Origin of the sequence: Nocardia sp. CA-107356 (assembly GCF_050946365.1) — a bacterium.
Classification (GTDB): Bacteria; Actinomycetota; Actinomycetes; order Mycobacteriales; family Mycobacteriaceae; genus Nocardia.
The window spans coordinates 636,207-655,493 of record NZ_CP191992.1; the positions used below are offsets into that span (position 1 = coordinate 636,207).

Annotated in this window: 20 protein-coding genes; 15 read left to right on the forward strand and 5 right to left on the reverse strand. The window is 66.5% G+C overall.

What is annotated here, in order from left to right; genetic code table 11:
* The first annotated feature begins 54 nt into the window (after nucleotides 1-54).
* The 6 genes from ACQP1G_RS02900 (at nucleotide 55) to ACQP1G_RS02925 (ending at nucleotide 7,055) form a co-directional block, all read left to right on the forward strand.
* On the forward strand, nucleotides 55-2,205 hold the full coding sequence (locus ACQP1G_RS02900) for an acyl-CoA dehydrogenase (RefSeq protein WP_433198066.1): 2,151 nt from the start codon (nucleotides 55-57) through the stop codon (nucleotides 2,203-2,205).
* 73 nt (nucleotides 2,206-2,278) lie between these two features.
* Nucleotides 2,279-3,343: an acyl-CoA dehydrogenase family protein gene (locus ACQP1G_RS02905; protein WP_433198068.1), complete on the forward strand. Its 1,065-nt coding sequence runs from the start codon at nucleotides 2,279-2,281 to the stop codon at nucleotides 3,341-3,343.
* The gene (locus tag ACQP1G_RS02910; RefSeq protein WP_433198070.1) at nucleotides 3,328-4,488 is read left to right on the forward strand and encodes an acyl-CoA dehydrogenase family protein; all 1,161 of its coding nucleotides are present in this window, start codon (nucleotides 3,328-3,330) and stop codon (nucleotides 4,486-4,488) included. Before ACQP1G_RS02905 ends, ACQP1G_RS02910 begins: the two co-directional genes overlap by 16 nt.
* 10 nt (nucleotides 4,489-4,498) lie before the next feature.
* A complete protein-coding gene (locus ACQP1G_RS02915) occupies nucleotides 4,499-5,461 on the forward strand; it encodes a bifunctional MaoC family dehydratase N-terminal/OB-fold nucleic acid binding domain-containing protein (protein WP_433198072.1) in 963 nt (320 codons plus the stop codon).
* A complete protein-coding gene (locus ACQP1G_RS02920) occupies nucleotides 5,458-5,868 on the forward strand; it encodes a MaoC family dehydratase (RefSeq protein ID WP_433198074.1) in 411 nt (136 codons plus the stop codon). Before ACQP1G_RS02915 ends, ACQP1G_RS02920 begins: the two co-directional genes overlap by 4 nt.
* A complete protein-coding gene (locus tag ACQP1G_RS02925; RefSeq protein WP_433198076.1) occupies nucleotides 5,865-7,055 on the forward strand; it encodes a lipid-transfer protein in 1,191 nt (396 codons plus the stop codon). The genes ACQP1G_RS02920 and ACQP1G_RS02925 overlap by 4 nt, the downstream gene beginning before the upstream one ends.
* 64 nt (nucleotides 7,056-7,119) lie before the next feature.
* Here ACQP1G_RS02925 and ACQP1G_RS02930 read toward each other — a convergent pair whose 3' ends face one another.
* Together ACQP1G_RS02930 and ACQP1G_RS02935 are read right to left on the reverse strand one after the other, a co-directional pair.
* Nucleotides 7,120-7,557, reverse strand: coding sequence for a PIN domain-containing protein (locus ACQP1G_RS02930; RefSeq protein ID WP_433198078.1), 438 nt, complete (start codon nucleotides 7,555-7,557; stop codon nucleotides 7,120-7,122).
* Nucleotides 7,554-7,766, reverse strand: a complete 213-nt coding sequence (locus tag ACQP1G_RS02935; RefSeq protein WP_433198080.1) for a hypothetical protein — start codon at nucleotides 7,764-7,766, stop codon at nucleotides 7,554-7,556. Before ACQP1G_RS02935 ends, ACQP1G_RS02930 begins: the two co-directional genes overlap by 4 nt.
* Nucleotides 7,767-7,823: 57 nt before the next feature.
* Here ACQP1G_RS02935 and ACQP1G_RS02940 point away from each other — a divergent pair, with 57 nt between their 5' ends.
* Nucleotides 7,824-8,267: an NUDIX hydrolase gene (locus ACQP1G_RS02940; protein WP_433198082.1), complete on the forward strand. Its 444-nt coding sequence runs from the start codon at nucleotides 7,824-7,826 to the stop codon at nucleotides 8,265-8,267.
* Here ACQP1G_RS02940 and ACQP1G_RS02945 read toward each other — a convergent pair.
* The gene (locus tag ACQP1G_RS02945) at nucleotides 8,264-8,842 is read right to left on the reverse strand and encodes a TetR/AcrR family transcriptional regulator (protein WP_433198084.1); all 579 of its coding nucleotides are present in this window, start codon (nucleotides 8,840-8,842) and stop codon (nucleotides 8,264-8,266) included. The genes ACQP1G_RS02940 and ACQP1G_RS02945 overlap by 4 nt on opposite strands.
* Nucleotides 8,843-8,906: 64 nt before the next feature.
* On the opposite strand from ACQP1G_RS02945, the gene zapE reads away from it, so the two are divergent.
* The 7 genes from zapE (at nucleotide 8,907) to ACQP1G_RS02980 (ending at nucleotide 14,766) form a co-directional block, all read left to right on the forward strand.
* Nucleotides 8,907-9,923 (forward strand): cell division protein ZapE, encoded by a 1,017-nt coding sequence (zapE, locus tag ACQP1G_RS02950; protein WP_433198086.1) that lies wholly within the window; start codon nucleotides 8,907-8,909, stop codon nucleotides 9,921-9,923.
* Nucleotides 9,924-10,042: 119 nt separating this feature from the next.
* Nucleotides 10,043-10,984 carry a DUF4129 domain-containing protein gene (locus ACQP1G_RS02955; protein WP_433198088.1) on the forward strand — a complete coding sequence of 314 codons (942 nt, stop codon included), beginning with the start codon at nucleotides 10,043-10,045 and terminating at the stop codon, nucleotides 10,982-10,984.
* Nucleotides 10,981-11,475, forward strand: coding sequence for a hypothetical protein (locus ACQP1G_RS02960; protein ID WP_433198090.1), 495 nt, complete (start codon nucleotides 10,981-10,983; stop codon nucleotides 11,473-11,475). Before ACQP1G_RS02955 ends, ACQP1G_RS02960 begins: the two co-directional genes overlap by 4 nt.
* Before the next feature lie 104 nt (nucleotides 11,476-11,579).
* On the forward strand, nucleotides 11,580-12,542 hold the full coding sequence (locus tag ACQP1G_RS02965; RefSeq protein ID WP_433198092.1) for an AAA family ATPase: 963 nt from the start codon (nucleotides 11,580-11,582) through the stop codon (nucleotides 12,540-12,542).
* 226 nt (nucleotides 12,543-12,768) lie between these two features.
* The gene (locus ACQP1G_RS02970; protein ID WP_433208086.1) at nucleotides 12,769-14,028 is read left to right on the forward strand and encodes a DUF58 domain-containing protein; all 1,260 of its coding nucleotides are present in this window, start codon (nucleotides 12,769-12,771) and stop codon (nucleotides 14,026-14,028) included.
* Nucleotides 14,025-14,504, forward strand: coding sequence for a hypothetical protein (locus ACQP1G_RS02975; protein ID WP_433198094.1), 480 nt, complete (start codon nucleotides 14,025-14,027; stop codon nucleotides 14,502-14,504). Before ACQP1G_RS02970 ends, ACQP1G_RS02975 begins: the two co-directional genes overlap by 4 nt.
* 28 nt (nucleotides 14,505-14,532) lie before the next feature.
* Nucleotides 14,533-14,766, forward strand: coding sequence for a DUF433 domain-containing protein (locus tag ACQP1G_RS02980; protein WP_433198096.1), 234 nt, complete (start codon nucleotides 14,533-14,535; stop codon nucleotides 14,764-14,766).
* Between the two features lie 9 nt (nucleotides 14,767-14,775).
* Here ACQP1G_RS02980 and ACQP1G_RS02985 read toward each other — a convergent pair whose 3' ends face one another.
* Nucleotides 14,776-15,642: a MaoC/PaaZ C-terminal domain-containing protein gene (locus tag ACQP1G_RS02985; protein WP_433198098.1), complete on the reverse strand. Its 867-nt coding sequence runs from the start codon at nucleotides 15,640-15,642 to the stop codon at nucleotides 14,776-14,778.
* Between the two features lie 189 nt (nucleotides 15,643-15,831).
* On the reverse strand, nucleotides 15,832-17,541 hold the full coding sequence (gene kstD, locus ACQP1G_RS02990; protein ID WP_433198100.1) for a 3-oxosteroid 1-dehydrogenase: 1,710 nt from the start codon (nucleotides 17,539-17,541) through the stop codon (nucleotides 15,832-15,834).
* A 105-nt stretch (nucleotides 17,542-17,646) separates the two neighbouring features.
* Here kstD and ACQP1G_RS02995 point away from each other — a divergent pair, with 105 nt between their 5' ends.
* Nucleotides 17,647-19,287 carry an FAD-binding protein gene (locus ACQP1G_RS02995; protein ID WP_433198102.1) on the forward strand — a complete coding sequence of 547 codons (1,641 nt, stop codon included), beginning with the start codon at nucleotides 17,647-17,649 and terminating at the stop codon, nucleotides 19,285-19,287.

Sequence of the window (19,287 nt, forward strand, 5' to 3'; positions counted from 1 at the left end):
GATATTAGAACATGTTCTAGGTGTGGGAGTCACGCCGGAAAGGCGGTACGGACTGTGACCATCGCCACCACTGACGAGCATAAAGCCGGTCAGGAGTCGATGCGCGGATGGGCCGGATCGGTGCGTCCAATTGCAACAATGCGAGACGACCCGGCGGACTTCTGGCGTTCCTATTGGCCCGCATTGGCCGACTTCGGGATTTTCCGGGTCGCCATTGCCGAGGAGGCCGGTGGCCACGGCGGATCGGTCGCCGACCTCGCGGTATTGCTCGAGCAGGCGGCGCACGACCTGGTCGGCGGGCCGGTGCTGACCACCGCATTGGCGAACCTGGTCACGGCCGGCGCCCTCGCCGAGAATATGCCGTGCGGTGTCGCGCTCGACGTCATTGTCGGAGCGGTTGTGAGCGTACCGGCCGCATCCGGCGAGTTGTTGCTCACGGGTACCTGGGATTCGGTGCTCGGCGCCGCGCCGGGAACCTCGGTGCTGTTGCCGGTGCGGACGCCAGAAGGGTTGCGCTGGTGTGTGATCGGACCCGATACCGATGGTCTGCGCGTCGAAGCGCTGGCCCCCGCTGACCCGAGTACGCCACTGGCGCGTGTGCACTGCGCCGAGGTGCGGGTGCCGGCGGAGCGGGTGTTCGAGTCGCCGCATGCCGTGGAAGACCTACTCGCGGTACTGGTTTCCGCCGAACTCGCCGGTGTGGCCGGTTGGTGCCTGCAGACCGCGGTCGAATATGCCAAGGTGCGTGAGCAATTCGGGCGCAAGATCGGCTCTTTCCAAGCGCTCAAACATATTTGCGCCTGGATGCTCTGCCGCGCCGAGCTGATCCGCTCCGTCGCGGCCGATGCCGCAGCCGCCGTCGACGAGGGCGGTACGGAGCTGCCGATCGCTGCCGCGATCGCTGCCGCGATTTCGTTGGACGCCGCGGTCGAGACCGCCAAGGACTGCATTCAGGTGCTCGGCGGTATCGGCTTCACCTGGGAGCACGACGCGCACTTCTACCTGCGCCGGGCCACCGCACTGCGGCAACTGCTCGGCGGATCGGCGCACTGGCGGGCCAGGGTCACCGAGCTGACCCGCGCCGGGCAGCGCCGGACCACCGGTGCGGACCGGGTCTTCGCCGCCGACGGTGTCGAGGTCGATGACAGCAGCGCCGATGAACTGGCTGCCGAGGTGGCCGCGATCGCGGCACTGCCCGTCGATCAGCAGCGCAATGCGTTGGTCGAGGCCGGACTCGTCATGCCGCATTGGCCAGCGCCGTACGGCCGTGGCGCGAATCCCATGACGGGCCTGGTGATTTCGGAGGAACTGCGCCGCGCGGGCGTGGAGTCGCCGGATCTGGCGATCGGCGGCTGGGCGATTCCGACCCTGTTGCAGTACGGCACTCGGCAACACATTGATCAGTTCGCCTTTCCGACGCTGCGCGGCGAGGTGATCTGGTGTCAGCTGTTCAGCGAGCCGGAGGCCGGTTCCGATCTGGCGGCGCTGCGAACCACCGCCAAGAAGGTCGACGGCGGCTGGGTGCTGCGCGGACAGAAGGTGTGGACGTCACTGGGTGACCGGGCGAACTGGGCGATCTGCCTGGCTCGCACCGATCCCGATGCCCCGAAACATCGCGGCATCAGCTACTTCCTCGTCGATATGCGCAGTGCGGGACTCGAAGTGCGCCCGCTGGTGCAGATCACCGGGGAGGCGCGGTTCAGTGAGGTCTTCCTCGACGATGTCTTCGTGCCGGACGACTGTGTGGTCGGCGCGCTGAACAACGGCTGGAAGATCGCCCGATCCACCTTGTCGACCGAACGTGTCGCCATGGGCGGCAATGGGATCGGGCCGGTGCTCGAGGAGCTCATCGCCAAACTGCCCGCCACCGGGCCTGGTGCGGAACTAGTGAACGATCGGCTCGGCGGCTTCGTCGCCGATGCGATCGCTGGACTATTGCTGGAGCAGCGTGCCGCGGTTCGGATGCTGGCGGGCGGTGATCCGGGAGCGCAGAGCAGTGTGCGCAAGCTCGTCGGTGTCCGGCATCGCCAGGCGGTTGCCGAATTCGCGGTGGAGACGGCGGGCGCAACCGGTGCGCAGGACTCTGAGGTGCTGAAAGAGTTCCTGCTCACCCGCTGTTTATCGATTGCTGGGGGAACCGAGCAGATTTTGCTGACCGTGGCTGGTGAGCGAATTCTCGGACTGCCCCGCGAAGCGGACAGCTAGTCGACGAGGCCGGTTGCCCGAATATCGCTCCTCATCGAATAGCGGAGCGATACTGAACTTAATTGGAGTAAGCGTGGACTTCACCCGGGACGAGGGCCAAGATGCCGTGGCCGAGGTTGTTGTGAGTTTGCTGGAGCGTGAACCGGCACGCGATATCGAGCTGTGGCCGAGTCTGATCGAGACCGGACTGCTCTCGCTCGCGTTGCCGGAGCGGTTCGGCGGTGACGGCATGGGTCTGGCGGAGGTCTCGGTCCTGCTGACCGAACTGGCCACCGATGCGGTGGCGGTGCCAGCCCTACCGACCCTCGGCTTCGGGCTGCTGCCGCTGCTGGCGATGCTGCCGGATAGCGTCGCCGAACGGATCTATCCGGAGGTCGCCAAGGGTGCGGTGCTCACCGCCGCCCTGAGCGAGCCCGCGAATCCCTTCGTCGTCAAACCCGAGACCGCGGCCGTCTCCGATGGCGACACCGTGCGCATCACCGGCCACAAGGTGGCGGTGCCGTATGCGGAGCAGGCGCGCTGGCTGCTGATCCCGACGAATTCCGGTATCGCACTGGTGGATTCGGATGCGTCCGGGCTGACCCTGACGCCGTCACCGGTATCCGGCGGGATCCCCGAATGCACCGTGCGACTCGACCAGGTCGAGATTCCGGCCGAACAACTGCTGCCCGGCGGCATCGGCGAACTGCACCGGTTGGCCGTGGCCTCGATCGGTGCGACCGCGGACGGACTGCTCAAAGGTGCGCTCGTGCTCACCGCCGAACATCTGCGGACCCGCCGCCAGTTCAATCGGCCGCTCGCCGAATTCCAAGCTGTCGCCCAGCAGATCGCCGACGTCTACGTCGTCTCGCGGACCCTGCACGCCGCCGCCGTATCGGCGAACTGGGCACTGGCACAGGATGATCCGACGCCATTGCATCAGGAGCGCATCGACGACGACCTCGATGTGCTCGCCTACACCGTGGCCTCGGAACTGCCCGCCGCCATGCAGAAGTGCCATCACCTACACGGTGGCCTCGGGGTCGATGTGACCCATCCGATGCACCGCTACTACTCACAGGCCAAGGACATCGCCCGCTGGCTCGGCGGCGAATCGTTGCGCCTCGACCGATTGGGGGCCAGATGTTCATCGATCTGACCGCGGAGCAGCGCAAGCTACGCGACGATTTGCGTTCGTACTTCGCCGATCTCGTCACTCCCGCGGAGGAGGCCGAGATGGCGGTCAACCGTCATGGTGACGCCTACCGTGCAGTGGTACGCCGGATGGGCGCGGACGGTTGGCTCGGCGTCGGCTGGCCGAAGGAGTACGGCGGCCAGGGCTTCGGCCCGATGGAACAGCAGATCTTCTTCAATGAGGCGGTGCGCGCGGATGTTCCGCTGCCGCTGGTCACCCTGCTGACGGTGGGGCCGACGCTGCAGAGCTTCGGCACCGATGAGCAGAAGGCCAAGTTTCTGCCCGGAATCCTGTCCGGCGATATCCATTTCGCGATCGGCTACTCCGAACCGGAGGCGGGCACCGACCTGGCATCACTGCGCACGAGCGCGGTGCGCGACGATTCCGGCGACTGGATCGTCAACGGACAGAAGATTTTCACCACCGGCGCGCACGAGGCCGACTACATCTGGTTGGCCTGCCGCACCGGATCGGTCGAATCGCGGCACCGCGGCATCACGATCCTGATCGTGGACACCACCGATCCCGGCTACTCCTGGACCCCGATCATCACCTGCGATGGGGCGCACCACACCAACGCCACCTACTTCGACAATGTCCGGGTTCGGGCCAATATGCTCGTGGGCGAGGAGAACCGGGGTTGGAAGCTGATCACCACCCAGCTCAACCACGAGCGCGTGAGCCTCGGTCCGTCGGGCAAGATCGAACAGCTCTACGACCGCGTGCGCGAGTGGGCGCAGCCGCGCGGTGTGCTCGCCGAAAGCGATGTACGCCGCTCGCTCGGCCGCATCCACGCCATGGTCCGGCTCAACGAACTGCTGAACTGGCAGGTTGCCGCGACCGTCGACGGCGACCAGGCCACGGTGATCGCCGATGCCTCGGCCACCAAGGTGTACTCCACCGAATCGCTGCAGGAGGCCGGTCGGCTCGCCGAGGAGATCGTCGGGCACTACGGCGATCCGGCCGATCCGCCGACCGCCGAATTGCTGACGTGGCTGGACCGCAGGACCAAACAGAACTTGGTAGTGACCTTCGGTGGCGGCGTCAATGAGGTGATGCGTGAACTGGTCGCCTCGTCCGGTCTGAAACTGCCCCGGGTACCTCGATGAACCCCGCGAGATGGACTACAGCAAGGAGCCGCGCGTGCCGGAAACCCTGACTCCGGAAGCGATTACCGCCGCCGCAGAGAAGATCATCGCGGCGGGGGATTGCGCGCCACGCCTCGGGCGTGACCCGGTGAACCAGCCGATGATCAACAACTGGGTGGAGGCGCTCGGGGACGACAACCCGATCTACGTCGACGAAGCCGCCGCCCGCGCCGCCGGACATCCCGGCACCGTGGCGCCGCCCGCCATGATCCAGGTCTGGACCATGCTCGGACTCAAGGGATCTCGTGCGACGGACGATCCCACGAACCAGGTCATCGAGCTGCTGGACAGCGCGGGCTTCACCTCGGTGGTCGCGACCGACTGCCAGCAGACCTACCACCGGTACCTGAACGTCGGTGAGCAAGTCGCGGTTACCAGCAGGCTGTGCGAGATCCGCGGCCCGAAGCGGACCGCGCTCGGCGAAGGGTGGTTCGTCACCTTCCAGATCAGTTGGCGGGTGGGCGACGAGGTGGTCGCCGAAATGCTCTGGCGGCTGCTGAAATTCGCGCCGGGGACCGGTACCGCGGCGAAAGCGCCCGCGGGTGAACGGGTCAAGCCGCTGGTCTCCTGGGATACCGAATTCTTCTGGGAGGGTACGAAAGCCGGTGAACTGCGGATTCAGCGGCTGCCGGACGGCACGCTGCGGCATCCGCCGATCCCGGCGATCTGGCAGGACAAATCCGAGCCGACCGACTACGTCGTCGCCTCGGGGCGCGGTGAAGTGTTCAGCTATGTCGTGCATCACGCGCCGAAGGTGCCAGGGCGCCAACTACCGTTCGTCGTCGCGCTTGTCGAATTGGAGGAGGGTGTGCGCATGCTCGGTGAATTGCGCGGCATCGATCCGGCCGATGTGAAGGTCGGCCTGCCGGTGCAGGTGGAGTTCGAGAAACTCGACGACGAGGCCGTACTGCCGGTATGGCGGGTGATCGCATGACCTACGTCGAACCCGCCGCCGTAGAAGTGGGGACCGCGCTGCCCGAGCTGGTCATCACCGCCGATCCCACCTTCGTGATCAGTACGGCATTGGCCACCAGGGACTTTCAGGATGTGCACCACGACAGGGACAAGGCCCTCGCCCGCGGTTCCAAGGACATCTTCGTCAATATCCTCACCGATACCGGGCTGGTGCAGCGTTTCGTCACCGACTGGGCCGGACCGCGTGCCATCGTCAAATCGGTCGCGCTGCGCTTGGGTGTTCCGCTGTATGCCGGTGACACCCTGACGCTCTCGGGCACCGTCTCCGCCATCGACGGCGATGACATCCACATCGACGTCGTCGGACGCGACAGCCTCGGTGACCACATCACGGCGAAAGCCGTTATCGCCCTGCGGAGGCCATGATGACCGCTGACAACACCACCGGAATCTCCGGCCGCGCTGCCGTTGTCGGCATCGGCGCCACCGACTTTTCCAAGGACTCCGGCCGCAGCGAATTGCGGTTGGCCGCCGAGGCGGTCACCGCGGCGCTCGCCGATGCGGGCCTGACACCCGCCGATGTCGACGGCCTGACCACCTTCACCATGGATACCAACACCCAGGCGGCGGTCGCGCGCGCCGTTGGCATCCCGCAGCTGAAGTTCTTCAGCCACATCGGATATGGCGGCGGCGCGGCGTGTGCCACCATCCAGCAGGCGGCGATGGCGGTCGCCACCGGTGTCGCCGATGTGGTTGTCGCTTACCGCGCATTCAACGAGCGGTCGGTATCGCGCTTCGGCCAGTTCTCCACCGCGCTGGCCACCGCGCCGACCTCCTCGGGTATCGATGCGGGCTGGTCCTATCCACAGGGTTTGGGGACTCCGGCGGCCCAGGTGGCGATGGTCGCCAGGCGCTATATGCACGTCTACGGCGCCACCAGCGCGGACTTCGGCCGCGTCGCCGTTGCCGATCGCAAACATGCCGCGGTGAATCCGGCCGCCTTCTTCTATGGCAAGCCGATCACCCTCGAGGATCACCAGAGTTCCCGCTGGATCGCCGAACCGCTCCATCTGCTCGACTGCTGCCAGGAATCCGACGGCGGTGTCGCGATCGTGGTCACCAGCGTCGAGCGCGCCCGCGATCTCCCGCAGCGCCCGGCCGTGATCACCGCCGCCGCACAGGGTTCCGGTGCCGACCAGTACGTGATGACGAGCTACTACCGCGACGCCCTCACCGGCCTACCGGAAATGGGGCTGGTCGGCGAGCAGCTCTGGGCCCAGAGCGGTTTGCGGCCCGAGGATATGCAGGCCGCCATCCTCTACGACCACTTCACCCCGTTCGTGCTCATGCAATTGGAGGAGCTCGGCTTCTGCGGACGCGGTGAGGCCAAGGATTTCATCGCCGACGGCGCCATCGAAATCGGCGGTCGTCTGCCGTTGAACACCCATGGCGGACAGCTCGGCGAGGCGTATATCCACGGTATGAACGGAATAGCCGAGGCCGTGCGCCAGATTCGCGGTACTTCGGTGAATCCTGTTGCGGGCTTGGAGAACATCCTGGTCACCGCGGGTACCGGTGTTCCGACGTCGGGGCTGGTGTTGAGCGCCAACTGATTTCGTCCGTCACGCCCAGGCCGGATGGTCCCCAGCGCCGCCATCCGCGATAAGCAGAGCATGATCAGTCACTGTCGTAAGGCAGCAGAGTGAAATGGTCTGAGCCCCAGAGCGGACGAAGTCGGCGGAAGTGACGCTGGTCCAAGGTCACCATCGAGGTCGTGCGGTAACGGTCTGCTAGCACGACATTCGACGCGTCCGCGATTCCAATGTAGTCCTTGGGTCCGTCGAATCTGCGGGTAATAGCAAGCGCAACGGCATGGTCTTCGGCAGTCCACTCGGCCAGCTCATACGCGCCTGTCACGACATCGTGACCAAAGGCGCGCGCGGCGTCCGCCCCTAGTCGGGACGACAGCATGTAGTCAGCTTCGGCGACGATCAGGGGGGAGACAACAAGCAGATCGTCGGCCTCCTCGAGGATGCGTGCGATGGCTGGCTGCTCCGGATACGCCTCGTCGAAGGCAGCGAGGATGGCACTGGTATCGACGATGAGTACCGTCACTCGCCGAAGCCCCGAGCCAACTGCTCATCGATTTCCTCGGCGTTGAGCGGTCGGTCGCTGCGGTATCCACCGGTCGTTGGGCGTGGTTTCGCTGCACCCTCGTCGATGAGTCGGTCGATTTGCTGGGCTAACGTCAATCCGTGTGCTGCTGCCAAGCGGTGCAGCCGGTCACGCGTTGCCTTCGGCACCTTGATGGTTGTAGCAGTCATACCGCAGAGTATACCGATTGTCTGGTTGGCGCGGCAGGCCGTCGAGAGGGGATTCACATGACCGATCGGCATATTGTCGACGTCCACATTCTGCTCGTTCGTGGCCGGGAAGTGCTGCTCAGCAGGCGGCGCAGTGCGGACGAGTTCGATGGGTTGTGGCATTTGCCTGCCGGAAAGCTGGAAGTGGGGGAATCGGCGACGGCCGGTGCGGTGCGGGAAGCCTATGAGGAGGTCGGGGTGGTTATCGACCCGGCTGATCTGCGGCATGTGCATACCGCCCATGTGGTCGGCTCCGTCCGCGAGGCTCGGCTCGGGGTGTTCTTCGAGGCGCTGCGCTGGCGTGGCGAGCCGGTCAACCGGGAGCCGGACAAAAGCTATGAGCTGCAATGGTTTCCGCTGGACGCGCTGCCCGATGACTCGATCATCGAGTACCCCGCCGCGGGGCTGCGTGGCTACCTCGGTGGGGCCACCTACAGTGAGCGCGGCTGGTCGCAACGCTAGCCGTCGAGGTGGCGGGCCAGCAGCCCGGTGAGTTGATCAACGCTCTCGGCGGTGCCCGCGGGGAGGTTGGCGCGAGCGCCGGCGAAGCGGTCGAAGATGGTTCCCTCGATGACCGCGATGAAGTCGGCGGCGGCATTGCTGGGATCGGGGAAGTGCAAGGCACGGAACAGGTCTCGGGCTCGGATGGTCGAGAACAGGCTGTGCGCGAGTCGATCGTGCAGTTCGGGATCGGCCAGTTGGTCGATGATGAGCGCGTGCCGGACGATCAGGTGATTGCGTCGTTCGACGAGCAGTCGATCGAGCCATATCGCGATGGAGCGGGCGATGTGGGTCGCGTCGGCGGCTTCGGATGACGCGAGCTGGGCGGCGCTGAAGTCGTCGCGGGAGCGGGTGGTGATTCGGTCCGCAATCGCCTCGATGAGTGCCCGTTTGGTGCGGAAGTAGTAAGAAGTCGATCCGGCGGGCAGGTCGAGCGCGGTATCGAGGGCGCGGTGGGTGAGCGCTCGAATGCCTCGGGTGGCAATGAGGTCGATAGCGGCATCGGCGATCAATGTGTGTCGGTCGGTTGTGGACATCGTCACCTTCTGTGGCGGCCGTCTGCAGTGATCCTCTACAACTGTAGAGGATCAGGAGGATGCCGTGGAAGACAACGTCACATTGGATGCCGATCAGCTCCGGGCGCGGGCGCGACTGCTGGCACTGCTCGATCGGCGCGGCCATCCGGTGAAACGTCATCGCGGCAGCTACCTGTACGGCCGACCGGGCCGCGGCAAAACCATGCTGATGGACCACTTCTTCGCGGGCGTCGCATCGAATCGCAAGCGCCGCTTCCACTTCCACAACTTCTTCGCCGAATTGCATACCGCGGCCCATGAATCGGGCTCCATCGACAAGGCCATCGACACCTTGCTGGGCAATGCCGAACTGGTTTGCTTCGACGAATTCCATGTGCACGATATCGGTGACGCGATGCTGATCGCCCGGATGCTCGACGCGCTCTTCGCCCGCCACATCATGCTGGTGGTGACCTCGAATTACCCACCGGAACAACTGCTGCCCAATCCGCTGTTCCACGACCGTTTCCTGCCGACCATCGCGCGCATCGTCGCGCACCTGGACGTCGTCTCGGTCGATGGTCCACTCGACTACCGCACGCGCGGTGGCGCGGACACGGCCTTCGCGGCCGGGCGTTACCTGGTCTGTGACACGACCGACGCAGAAAACCCGGCGGCTCCCGGCCGCCGGGCGGCAGCGCCGGACGTGGGTGTCGATATTCCGGTGGGCACCCGCACGATCCGCGCCCGCGCCGTCGACGATGACGCACTCGTCATCGATTTCACCGCCTTGTGCGGCACCGCCACCGCCGCCTCGGACTACGTCGAACTGGCCCGACGCTTTCACCACTGGACCCTGCGTGACGTCGCACCCCTGCGCGAGGTCCCACCCGACTGGGCCATGCGCTTGGTCAACCTGATCGACGTGCTCTACGACGCGGATCGCGAGCTCACCCTCATGGCCCACGTGCCGCTATCGGACCTGGTGGCCGACGTCCCCGCCATCCCCGATATCGCCCGGACCGCAAGCCGCCTTGGTGAACTCCACCAGCCCGAATCCGTCGCGATCGGCGCGCACCGTACCGGCGCATATGTCGGTTGAAAAGCCCCTAGCATGGATTGAGAGGAGGTAATCCGAAGTATTCGATTCCATCCCGAGCCGACCACTCGGCATGTAACTATGTGCCTGTTCGGAGCTGTACTCAGATGTGGTGGTAGCAGGTGGTTAGGGCGGGAGCGCCGATATCGCGCGTGATCGTGCTGATCACGCTGCTGGCGTGTGCCGCGATCGCGCTGCGCGGCCACATTCCCGGGGCGCATGCTTCTGGTGACCACCGCGCGGTGCCATCGGCGCTCTCGGTGGTGCTGATGCCGGTGCTGCTCACCGTATCGGTGGTGATCCTGATCGCCGGGGTGATCGCCAGCCAGCACCGCCTGCCGTTGGCCATGCCGGAGGTGGATCGCGATTCCGAGCGCAGGCACGGACGTCTCGGCCGAGTGGGCCTGCTGGTGCTGGCCGCGCTGGCGGTGGTTTCACTGATCGTCGCGGCCGCGTCGGCGGTCTTCTTCGTCGGTTTCGGTCGCGAGGGCGAGCCGCCGTCATCGGCGCCACGGGAGGGATCCGGCCGCACTCCGGAGGAGGTCGTCACCACTGCGCCGACCCCCGATACCGCGCCGACTCATCTCGGTGGCACGGCGCTGCTGGTGGCCACCATCGCCGCATTCGCGCTGGTTGGTATGGCGCTGGCCGGGCTGATCGCGGTCGCGATGGCAGGCCAGCGCAAGCCGCGTACCGCGCCGGTCCCGGTGCCTGCGGCCGCGCCGACGGTGGCGGGTTCGCTGGCCCGCGCGGCCGAGATGGGCCTGGCCGCCATGAATGTGCCCGGCCAGGATCCGCGCGAGGCCATCATCGCCTGTTATGTCGCGATGGAACGCGGCCTGTCCTTCGATCGCGCGGCCGCGCCATTGGCCTCCGATACCCCGATGGAGGTGCTGGCCCGCGCCTTCGAACGCGGCGCCCTGCACGACGCGTCCGCCAGGGAACTGGTCGCGCTGTTCGAGGAGGCCAGGTTCAGTCCGCATTCGATGCTGGAGTGGCAGCGGATGCGGGCCGAACAACTGCTGCGTATCGTTTTGGCAGATCTTCAGGGGGAGATGGTATGAACCGTGCGATCGTGCTCGGTGCGCTGATCGTCATCGTGCTGATCGAACTCATCACCCTCGGCAGGGCGCGTGGCGCACTACTCGTCGCCGCCGGAATTCCGGTGGCGCTGGCCATGATTCAGCTGATCTGGTCGCTGTCGGGCCGGTCCGGCTGGAACTCCGATGCGGAGCAGGACTACATCGAGAACGGTCCCGCGGAAATGCTGCGGCACTGGCATGCCAGAGCGGAGATGCTCGCCGACCGCGCGGACGGTACCAGGGCCGACTGGGATCGGCATCTGCGTCCGCTGCTGGCCAAGGAGTTCGAGTTGTCCACCGGGCTGCGGGTCGCCAAGAACCGCAAGGCGACCGAGGCCGCCGGGAAACTGCAGTTCGGCCCGGAATTGTGGCGCTGGGTCGATCCGGCCAACTCGGCACTACGCGATCAGTCGACGCCCGCACCGGGGCGGGCAGCGCTGGACGAGATCCTGCGCCGCCTGCAGCGAATGTGAGTACCGGTCCCGGCGAGCCGGCGTGCGTAACCACGTAGGGCCCCGATCATTCCCAATTGAATAAGGCCGACAGAGAATGGGTTGAGGCAAGTGCGAGTAAACAAATGACGATGCCGATGGACGCGACCATCCAGCGCAGCGAGGCGGTGCTCCGGGAACTGTCCCGGGTGATCGTCGGCAAGCGGGATGAGTTGCAGCTGATCATGATCGCCGTGCTCTCCGGCGGTCACGTCCTGATCGAGGACCTGCCCGGCCTCGGCAAGACGCTCATCGCCAGGTCCTTCGCCGCCGCGCTCGGCCTGGACTTCACCCGCGTGCAGTTCACGCCCGACCTGTTGCCCGCCGACCTGCTGGGCTCCACCATCTACGACATGGCCTCGGGCCGGTTCAATTTCCGGCGCGGCCCGGTGTTCACCAATGTGCTGCTCGCCGACGAGATCAACCGGACACCGCCGAAGACGCAGGCCGCGCTGCTGGAGGCGATGGCCGAGGGACAGGTCAGCATCGACGGCGAAACCTTCCCGCTGCCACAGCCCTTCGTCGTGCTGGCCACCGATAACCCGATCGAGTACGAGGGCACCTATCCGCTGCCCGAAGCGCAGTTGGACCGGTTCGCGATGCAGTTGCGGCTGGGATATCTGTCGGAGAACGACGAACGGCAGATGATCCGCCGCCGCCTCGAGCGCGGTTCGGCGACACCGCAGGTGGTGCAGGTCGTGGACGCCAACGGGCTGATGGAGATGCGGCAGTCGGTCGAGTTCGTCACGGTGCATCCGGATGTGGTCAGCTATGTGGTCGCGCTCGCGACTGCCACGCGTGGGCATCCGCAGGTCGAGGTGGGTGCGAGCCCACGCGCCGAACTCGATCTGGTGCAGATGTCGCGGGCCCGTGCGTTGCTGCTCGGGCGCGACTACGTGATCCCGGAGGATGTCAAGGCGCTGGCGGTTCCGGCGATGGCGCACCGGATCACGCTGCGTCCCGAGATGTGGGTGCGTCGGATCCGCGGCGAGGACGTGATCACCGAATTGCTGCGCCGTCTGCCGGTTCCGCGCGCATCGGTGACCTGATGCGGGGCAGGAGATGACCCAGCCAGGTGTTTCCCAGCCGGACGCGACGCAGTCGGGTGGGATGCAGCCGGACGCGACGGAGTCGGGTGGGATGCAGCCGCAGGCGCCGCAGTCCGGCGGGATCGAGCCGGGCGCCGTTATCCAGGGGATCGCGGCGGCCCGGGCCTACGACGCGCGACGGCCGGGCCGCGACGAGCCGATGGCGGGCGGTGCACGGCACCGGGATATGAGTACCGCCATCGAGGCCGAATTGCGTTGGCGGCCAGCCCCCTTGGTATTCATGCTGGCGGTGGGCGCGGCGGTAGCGCTGGTACTCGCAGTGATACTCGGGCGCTGGCAGTTGGTCGTTTTCGCGGCCCCGCTGCTCGGTGTGCTCGCCACCGCGCCGTGGCAGCAGTCCTCGACCCGGATCCAGATCGACGGCGGCGGCACACTGCGCTGCTTCGAGACCGAGGAGATCGTGACGACGGTCGCCGCCTTCGTCGAATCGGGCCACGCGCTGCTGCGGCTGACTCCGGAGAAGTCCGCGGGCCTCGGAATCGAGATCGAGGAGGCGATTGATTCCGGAACGGCGCCCGCCGGGCTGCGGCTGGCACTGACCGCGGACCGGTGGGGTCGCTATCCACTGTCGGTGCGGGTCTCCGCGCTCAGCCCGGCGGGACTGTCCGTCGCGACCGCGGTACTGCCGGCCGGCCAGCTGTTCGTCTATCCGATCACCGATCCGCAGCGAATGAAGCTGCCGCGCACCGAACTTCCCGAACGGCTCGGCATCCACCTGACCCGCAAACACGGCCCGGGCGTCGAGTACGCCGATATCCGCGCCTACGCGCCCGGTGATCAGCTGCGGATCGTGAACTGGCCGGTGAGTGCGCGGCGCGGGCGACTGTACGTCACCGAACGGCTGACCAACCGATCGGCGGATGTGGTTGTGCTCGTTGACACTTCGCAGCAGGCGCCGGGTCCGGCCACCGACTCCCTCGAACTATCGGTACGCGGCGCGGCGCAGGTGGTGCAGTCGACGCTGCAGGCGGGGGATCGCACCGCGGTGGTGTGCCTCGGCCAGTCCCCGCGCTGGCTGCGCCCGGATATCGGGCGGCGGCAGTTCTATCGGATCGTGGACACCGTGCTCGATGTCGGCGATGAGCATATTCCGACCACCGGCACGCTGGCGCCGCACGCCGCCGTCCCGCTCGGCGCGATCATTGTCGCCTTCTCCACGTTGCTGGACACTCAGTTCGCGCTGGCGCTGATCGATCTGCGCAAGCGCGGGCATGTGGTCGTGGTCGTCGATGTGTTGCGCGGCACGCCCTTCCAGGAACAGCTCGATCCGACGCTGGCCAGAATGTGGAGTCTGGAGCGTGCCTCGATGTATCGGGATATGGGTACCGTCGGTGTCGACATCGTGGCCTGGACCGAAGATGCGCGACTGGACCAGGTCATGCGGTTGATCCCGGATCATCGCCGAAGTGTGCGGGTGCACCGATGATCCGATTCCTCGCCGTACTTTCCGGGGTCCTGCTGGTGACCTCGGTGACGTTGATGACCCCATGGGCCGGTATCCCCGCCGTGGTCCTGGTGGTGGCGGGCTGGTGGTTCCGCCTACCGGCGGTCGCCGCGGTCCTGCTCGCCGTCGGCGTGCTCGCCGCCGCTGATACCGGCGTACTTGCCGCCGCCGCAGCAGGATTGGTGGCCACCGCCTACCTCCTGAACACCGCCACCGTCTCCGCCCCCGTCGGCGTCGTCCCGACCACGGTGCCCTCCGTAATCGGCGCGGTAGCCTTCGCCGCCACGGCCGTCGGCGCGGCCCTGCTCCCGCTCCGCCTGGCCTGGGTCCCGATCGCCGCCCCGATCCTGGTGATCCTGCTGTACTTCCTGGTGATCCAGGGCGTAACGATCAAGCGAGGACGCGACGGGGGAGAAACCGCAACAGCCGGTCAGCCTGCCTCGATGGGCAAGCTGTGATGGCACCCGTACAGGTTGAGTGGTTCGGATGTCCCGACTGGAACGCATCACCTCCGACTCTGCCGTCTACCACGGCAAGCCGGTGGTACGTGGCCTCCGGTATCCCGTGGAGATGCTCCTCGAACTGCTGGCGGCAGGCATGAGCATCGACGACATCCTCGCGGACTATTCCGATCTCGAAGGTGACGACGTGCTGGCGGCGCTCGAGTACGCCGCGATCGTGACCGCCCAGCGGACAACGATTCCCTTCAACGCGGCGTGAAGTTCGGGCTCAGGCGGGCAGGAATCGCAGGGTGACGTCGCCGAGGACCGGGGCGTCGGCACGTTCGACAACTGTTGCGGCAATGGTCAACTCGCCCGCACCGCGCCAGATTCGGGTGCGGATGGTTTCGCCCGGGTAGAGCACGCCTGCGAAGCGGGCGCGGAAGCCGGTGACGCGGCCGGCATCCGAATCCAGCACCGTGTCGGTGGCCGTCTTGCAGACGATGCCGTAGGTGCACAGGCCGTGCAGGATCGGATTGGGGAAGCCTGCGGCATGGGCGAATTCGGGATCGGAATGCAGCGGGTTGCGGTCGCCGCACATGCGGTACAGCAGGGCCTGCTGCGGGAGGGTCGGCGTGGTGACGTCGAAATCCGGTGCGCGGTCGGGGAGTTCGGTCTTGGTGCTCGGGCCGCGTTCGCCGCCGAAGCCGCCCTCGCCCTTGGCGAAGATGGATGAGCGGGCGGTCCACAGCGGTTCGCCGTCGGAACCGGTGACCGTATGCTCCTGCACCACAACAGCGGCCGAGCCTTTATCCCACAGTTCGGTAATGCGCCCGGTGCTGGTGGCCTTTCCGGCGGCCGGAATCGGGCGATGCACCTCGACCTCCTGGTGGCCGTGCACCACCTTCGCCAGATCGATATCGATGCCGGGGAACTTGACCTTCGGCGGTTCGGTGTCGTGGAAGGTGGCCGCGACGGTGGCGAAGGTCGGCAGCACTTGCGGCGCGCGGTCGTCGAGGTAGCGCAGTTCGGCCGCATCGGTCCAGCGCGTGCCCGCCCCGAGTCCCAGCTGATACAGCTGCACGTCCGACGGTGACCAGGCGAACTCCCGGCTCGGGAGTTCCGCGCCGAGCGCGATTTTCGGATCGATGGGCATCGAGTTCTCCTTGTGAATGCTTGTGGACAGATTCATCTGCCGCTGCGGGCGGGCCGTGGTCGGATGCGGTCCGGCGAGGTGGCCTGCGGTTCGTCGCTCACGGGGACGGTTGCCTCGAATCGATCCTGCGGCGACCACATCCGCCTGGGCAAGGGGGCGTCCACTCGGTGAGACGCCCCCTTGGATCGCTTACGCCTCGGCGGTGGCCTCGGCCGACAGTCGCTTCTTGCGTTCGGCGATATCCAGCACCGCGAGATAGCCGAAGGTTATCGCGGGGCCGATGGTGGCGCCGGGGCCCGCGTAGGTGTGGCCCATCACCGGGGTGGCGCTATTGCCGGAGGCGTACAGACCCTCGATCACGTTGCCGTCCTCGCGCAGCACGCGACCGGCGGTATCGGCGACCAGACCACCCTTGGTGCCCAGGTCGCCGGGCACGATCTCGGCCGCGTAGAACGGGCCCTGCACCAGCCCGGCGAGGCAGGGGTTGGGCTTTACGGTCGGATCGCCGTAGTACCGGTCGTAGTGGCTGTTGCCGCGGCCGAAGTCCTCGTCCTTACCGGTCTCGGCGAAGGTGTTGAACCGCTCGACGGTCGCGGCCAGATTCGCCGCCGGTACGCCGATCTTGCCGGCCAATTCCTCGAGGGTATCGGCCTTGACGATGCGGTCGTTTTCCATCCAGCGGGACGGAAACCGCTGACCAGGCTGCAATCCGGCGAAGATGTAGCGGCTCCGGTAGCGCTGGTCGAAAACCAGCCACGCGGGGATATTCGCGCCCGGACCTTCACCCTGCCCATATTCGCCGCCGTACATGGTGTGCACAGCCTCGACGTAAGGAGCGGACTCATTTCCGAATCGCTTGCCGTCGGCGTTGACCATGATGGTGCCGGGCAGATTCCGCTCGGCCAGCGCGAACCACGGCTTGCCGCCCTTGAAGATGGTCGGCCCCCACCAGGAATCCTCCATGAAGCCGACCGCGCCGCCCACATCCATGCCCGCGTTGATGCCGTCGCCGGTGTTGGCTGCCGCGCCGGTGGTCCACTCGGTGGTGATGGGCGCACGCTGGTACTTGGTGCGCATTTCGGCATTGTGCTCGAAACCGCCGCTGCCGAGCACAACGCCGTACTTGGCGGTGAACCGCACCGTCTCGCCGTTGTGTTCGGCCTCGACGCCGGTGACCACGCCGTTGTCCACAATGAGCTTGGTCAGCGGAGTGTTCAGCAGCAGCGGCACATTCGCGTCCATGAGCCCCTTGCGCATGGCGGCGATGATGGCCTGTCCCATGCCGAGGATGTGCTTACCGGTCCACTTGGCGAAGTAGGTGCGCGCGCCGACCCGGATGGCGCGCATGATGCCCTTGGGGTGACGGCGGATCAGGTTGAGCCGGACGAAGTCGGCCTGCATGACGACGACGTTCAGCGGAGCCTTGGCGTAGGGCGGCTCCAGGTTGAACCGCTCGTCGCCGAGCACCTTGGCGTTGAACGGCGCGGGTTCGCACGAGCGTCCTTGGCCGAGGCCGCCGGGGGCCTCCGGGTAGTAGTCGGAGTAGCCGGGCACCCACTTCATCTTCAGCGGCGTGTGGTCGAGGACGAAATCGAAGGCTTCCGCGCCCCGGTCGATGTAGGTGTCGATCCGGTCCTCGGGCACCACGTCGCCGATGATGCTGTGCAGGTAGGTGCGGGCGTCCTCGCGGTCATCGGGACGGCCGGCCGCCCGGAGCGCCTTGTTGCCGGGGATCCACACACCACCGCCCGAGCGTGCGGTCGACCCGCCGTAGTGCGCGGCCTTCTCAATGATCACCGCACTCAGTCCATGGTGGGCTGCGGCGAGGGCGGCGGTCATCCCGGCAGCGCCGCTGCCTACCACCACCACATCGTATTCCCGATCAGTCATGTAGAACACGTTATAGAATGGGGGCGCATTTGGTCTATGTTGAGTGGCAGAAGACTTGCTCGGCGTTCCATTCGTCGAGAAAACTTGTTTCAGTTTCTGACCGGAGTGATGTACATGGGCCTCGAATGGGACCTGGCCGCCGACGTAGTCGTCGTCGGATACGGCGCCGCCGGTGCGGCGGCCGCGCTGGAAGCGACGGATACGGGTGCGCAGGTGCTGGTGCTGGAGCGTTTCGCCGGTGGCGGCGCGTCGGCGCTATCCGGCGGCATCATCTACGCGGGCGGCGGCACATCGGTGCAGCTAGAGGCGGGTGTGCGCGATACGCCCGAGCAGATGCTGGCCTATCTGCGGCGCGAAGTCGGCACCGCCGTCACGCCCGAGACGCTGCGGCGATTCGTTGCCGAGAGCCCCGCGATGATCGAATGGCTGAAGGGACACGGGGTGCCGTTCGAGGCATCGCTGTGTCCGTACAAGACGTCGTATCCGAATGACAGCTACTACCTCTACTACTCGGGTAGTGAGGTCTCCGGTTACGGCCGTGAGGTCGCGACGCCCGCGCAGCGCGGACACCGGGTCAAGGGCAAGGGGACCTCGGGTAAGCAGCTCACCGGCCCACTGGCGGCCTCGGCCGCGCGGCGCGGGATTCGGGTGGAAACCCTCACGCAGGCAACACGATTGATCCTCGACGACAACGGCACGGTGATCGGCGTCGAATGCGAAACGCTGCGCGACGCCCCCGGCCAGGTCAGGGACCGCTACACCCGGATGGCGAAAATCGCCGCCAAACCCGGCATCTACTACCCGCCGCTGCGCAAGGCGCTGGAGCGTCGGCTGGCAAAGCTGGATCGCCGCTACCGCACCACGATTCGGATTCAAGCCCGCCGCGGCGTGGTGCTCAGCGCGGGCGGTTTCATCGCGAATCGGGAGATGCTGCGCGAACACGGGCCGCGATATCGCGGCGGACTCGCACTCGGCACGACCGGTGATGACGGCAGCGGGATCCAGATGGCCCAGCAGGTCGGTGCGGCCACGGATCGGATGCGCAATATCTCGGCGTGGCGATTCATCCTGCCGCCCAGTGCCTTTACCGGTTCGGTCTTGGTCGACGCCGCCGGCCGCCGGGTCATCGATGAGACCCGCTACGGTGCCGCGGTCGGCCATGCGTTGATCACCGAGCACGACGGTAAGGGATGGCTGCTCGCCGACAACGAGCTCATGCGCACCGCGATTTCGCAGATTCGGAGTCAGGCGGCCTGGTTCCAGCGCGGGCAGTTCGAGGCGATGCGCCGGACCGCGGTGCGCGGCGCGACTCTGGATGCCGTTGCGGCGAAGGCCGGTATCAATGCGGACGGGTTGCGCGCCACCGTCGCCGAGCACAATGCCGCCATCGAGAACGGTTCGCCCGATCCGGTCGGCAAGCCCGCCGAATTCACCAAGACGGTGGGGGCCGGGCCGTTCTGGCTGCTGGATGTGGGTATCAAGCCGAGCGTTGTCAACCCGTGCCCGATGCTCACCCTCGGCGGCGTGGTCGTCGACGAGAGCACCGGAGCCGTGCAATCGTCCGCCGGAACCGATATCCCCGGCCTGTACGCGGCCGGGCGCACGGCGGTGGGCATCTGCTCGGACTCCTATGTCAGCGGATTGTCCCTGGCCGACTGCATCTTCTCCGGTCGGCGTGCGGGCAGGTTCGCGGCGGGTGCCGACACGCTTTCGCGGGCAGTCGTGCCCGAAGCGACAACAGTGGAAGGAAATTAG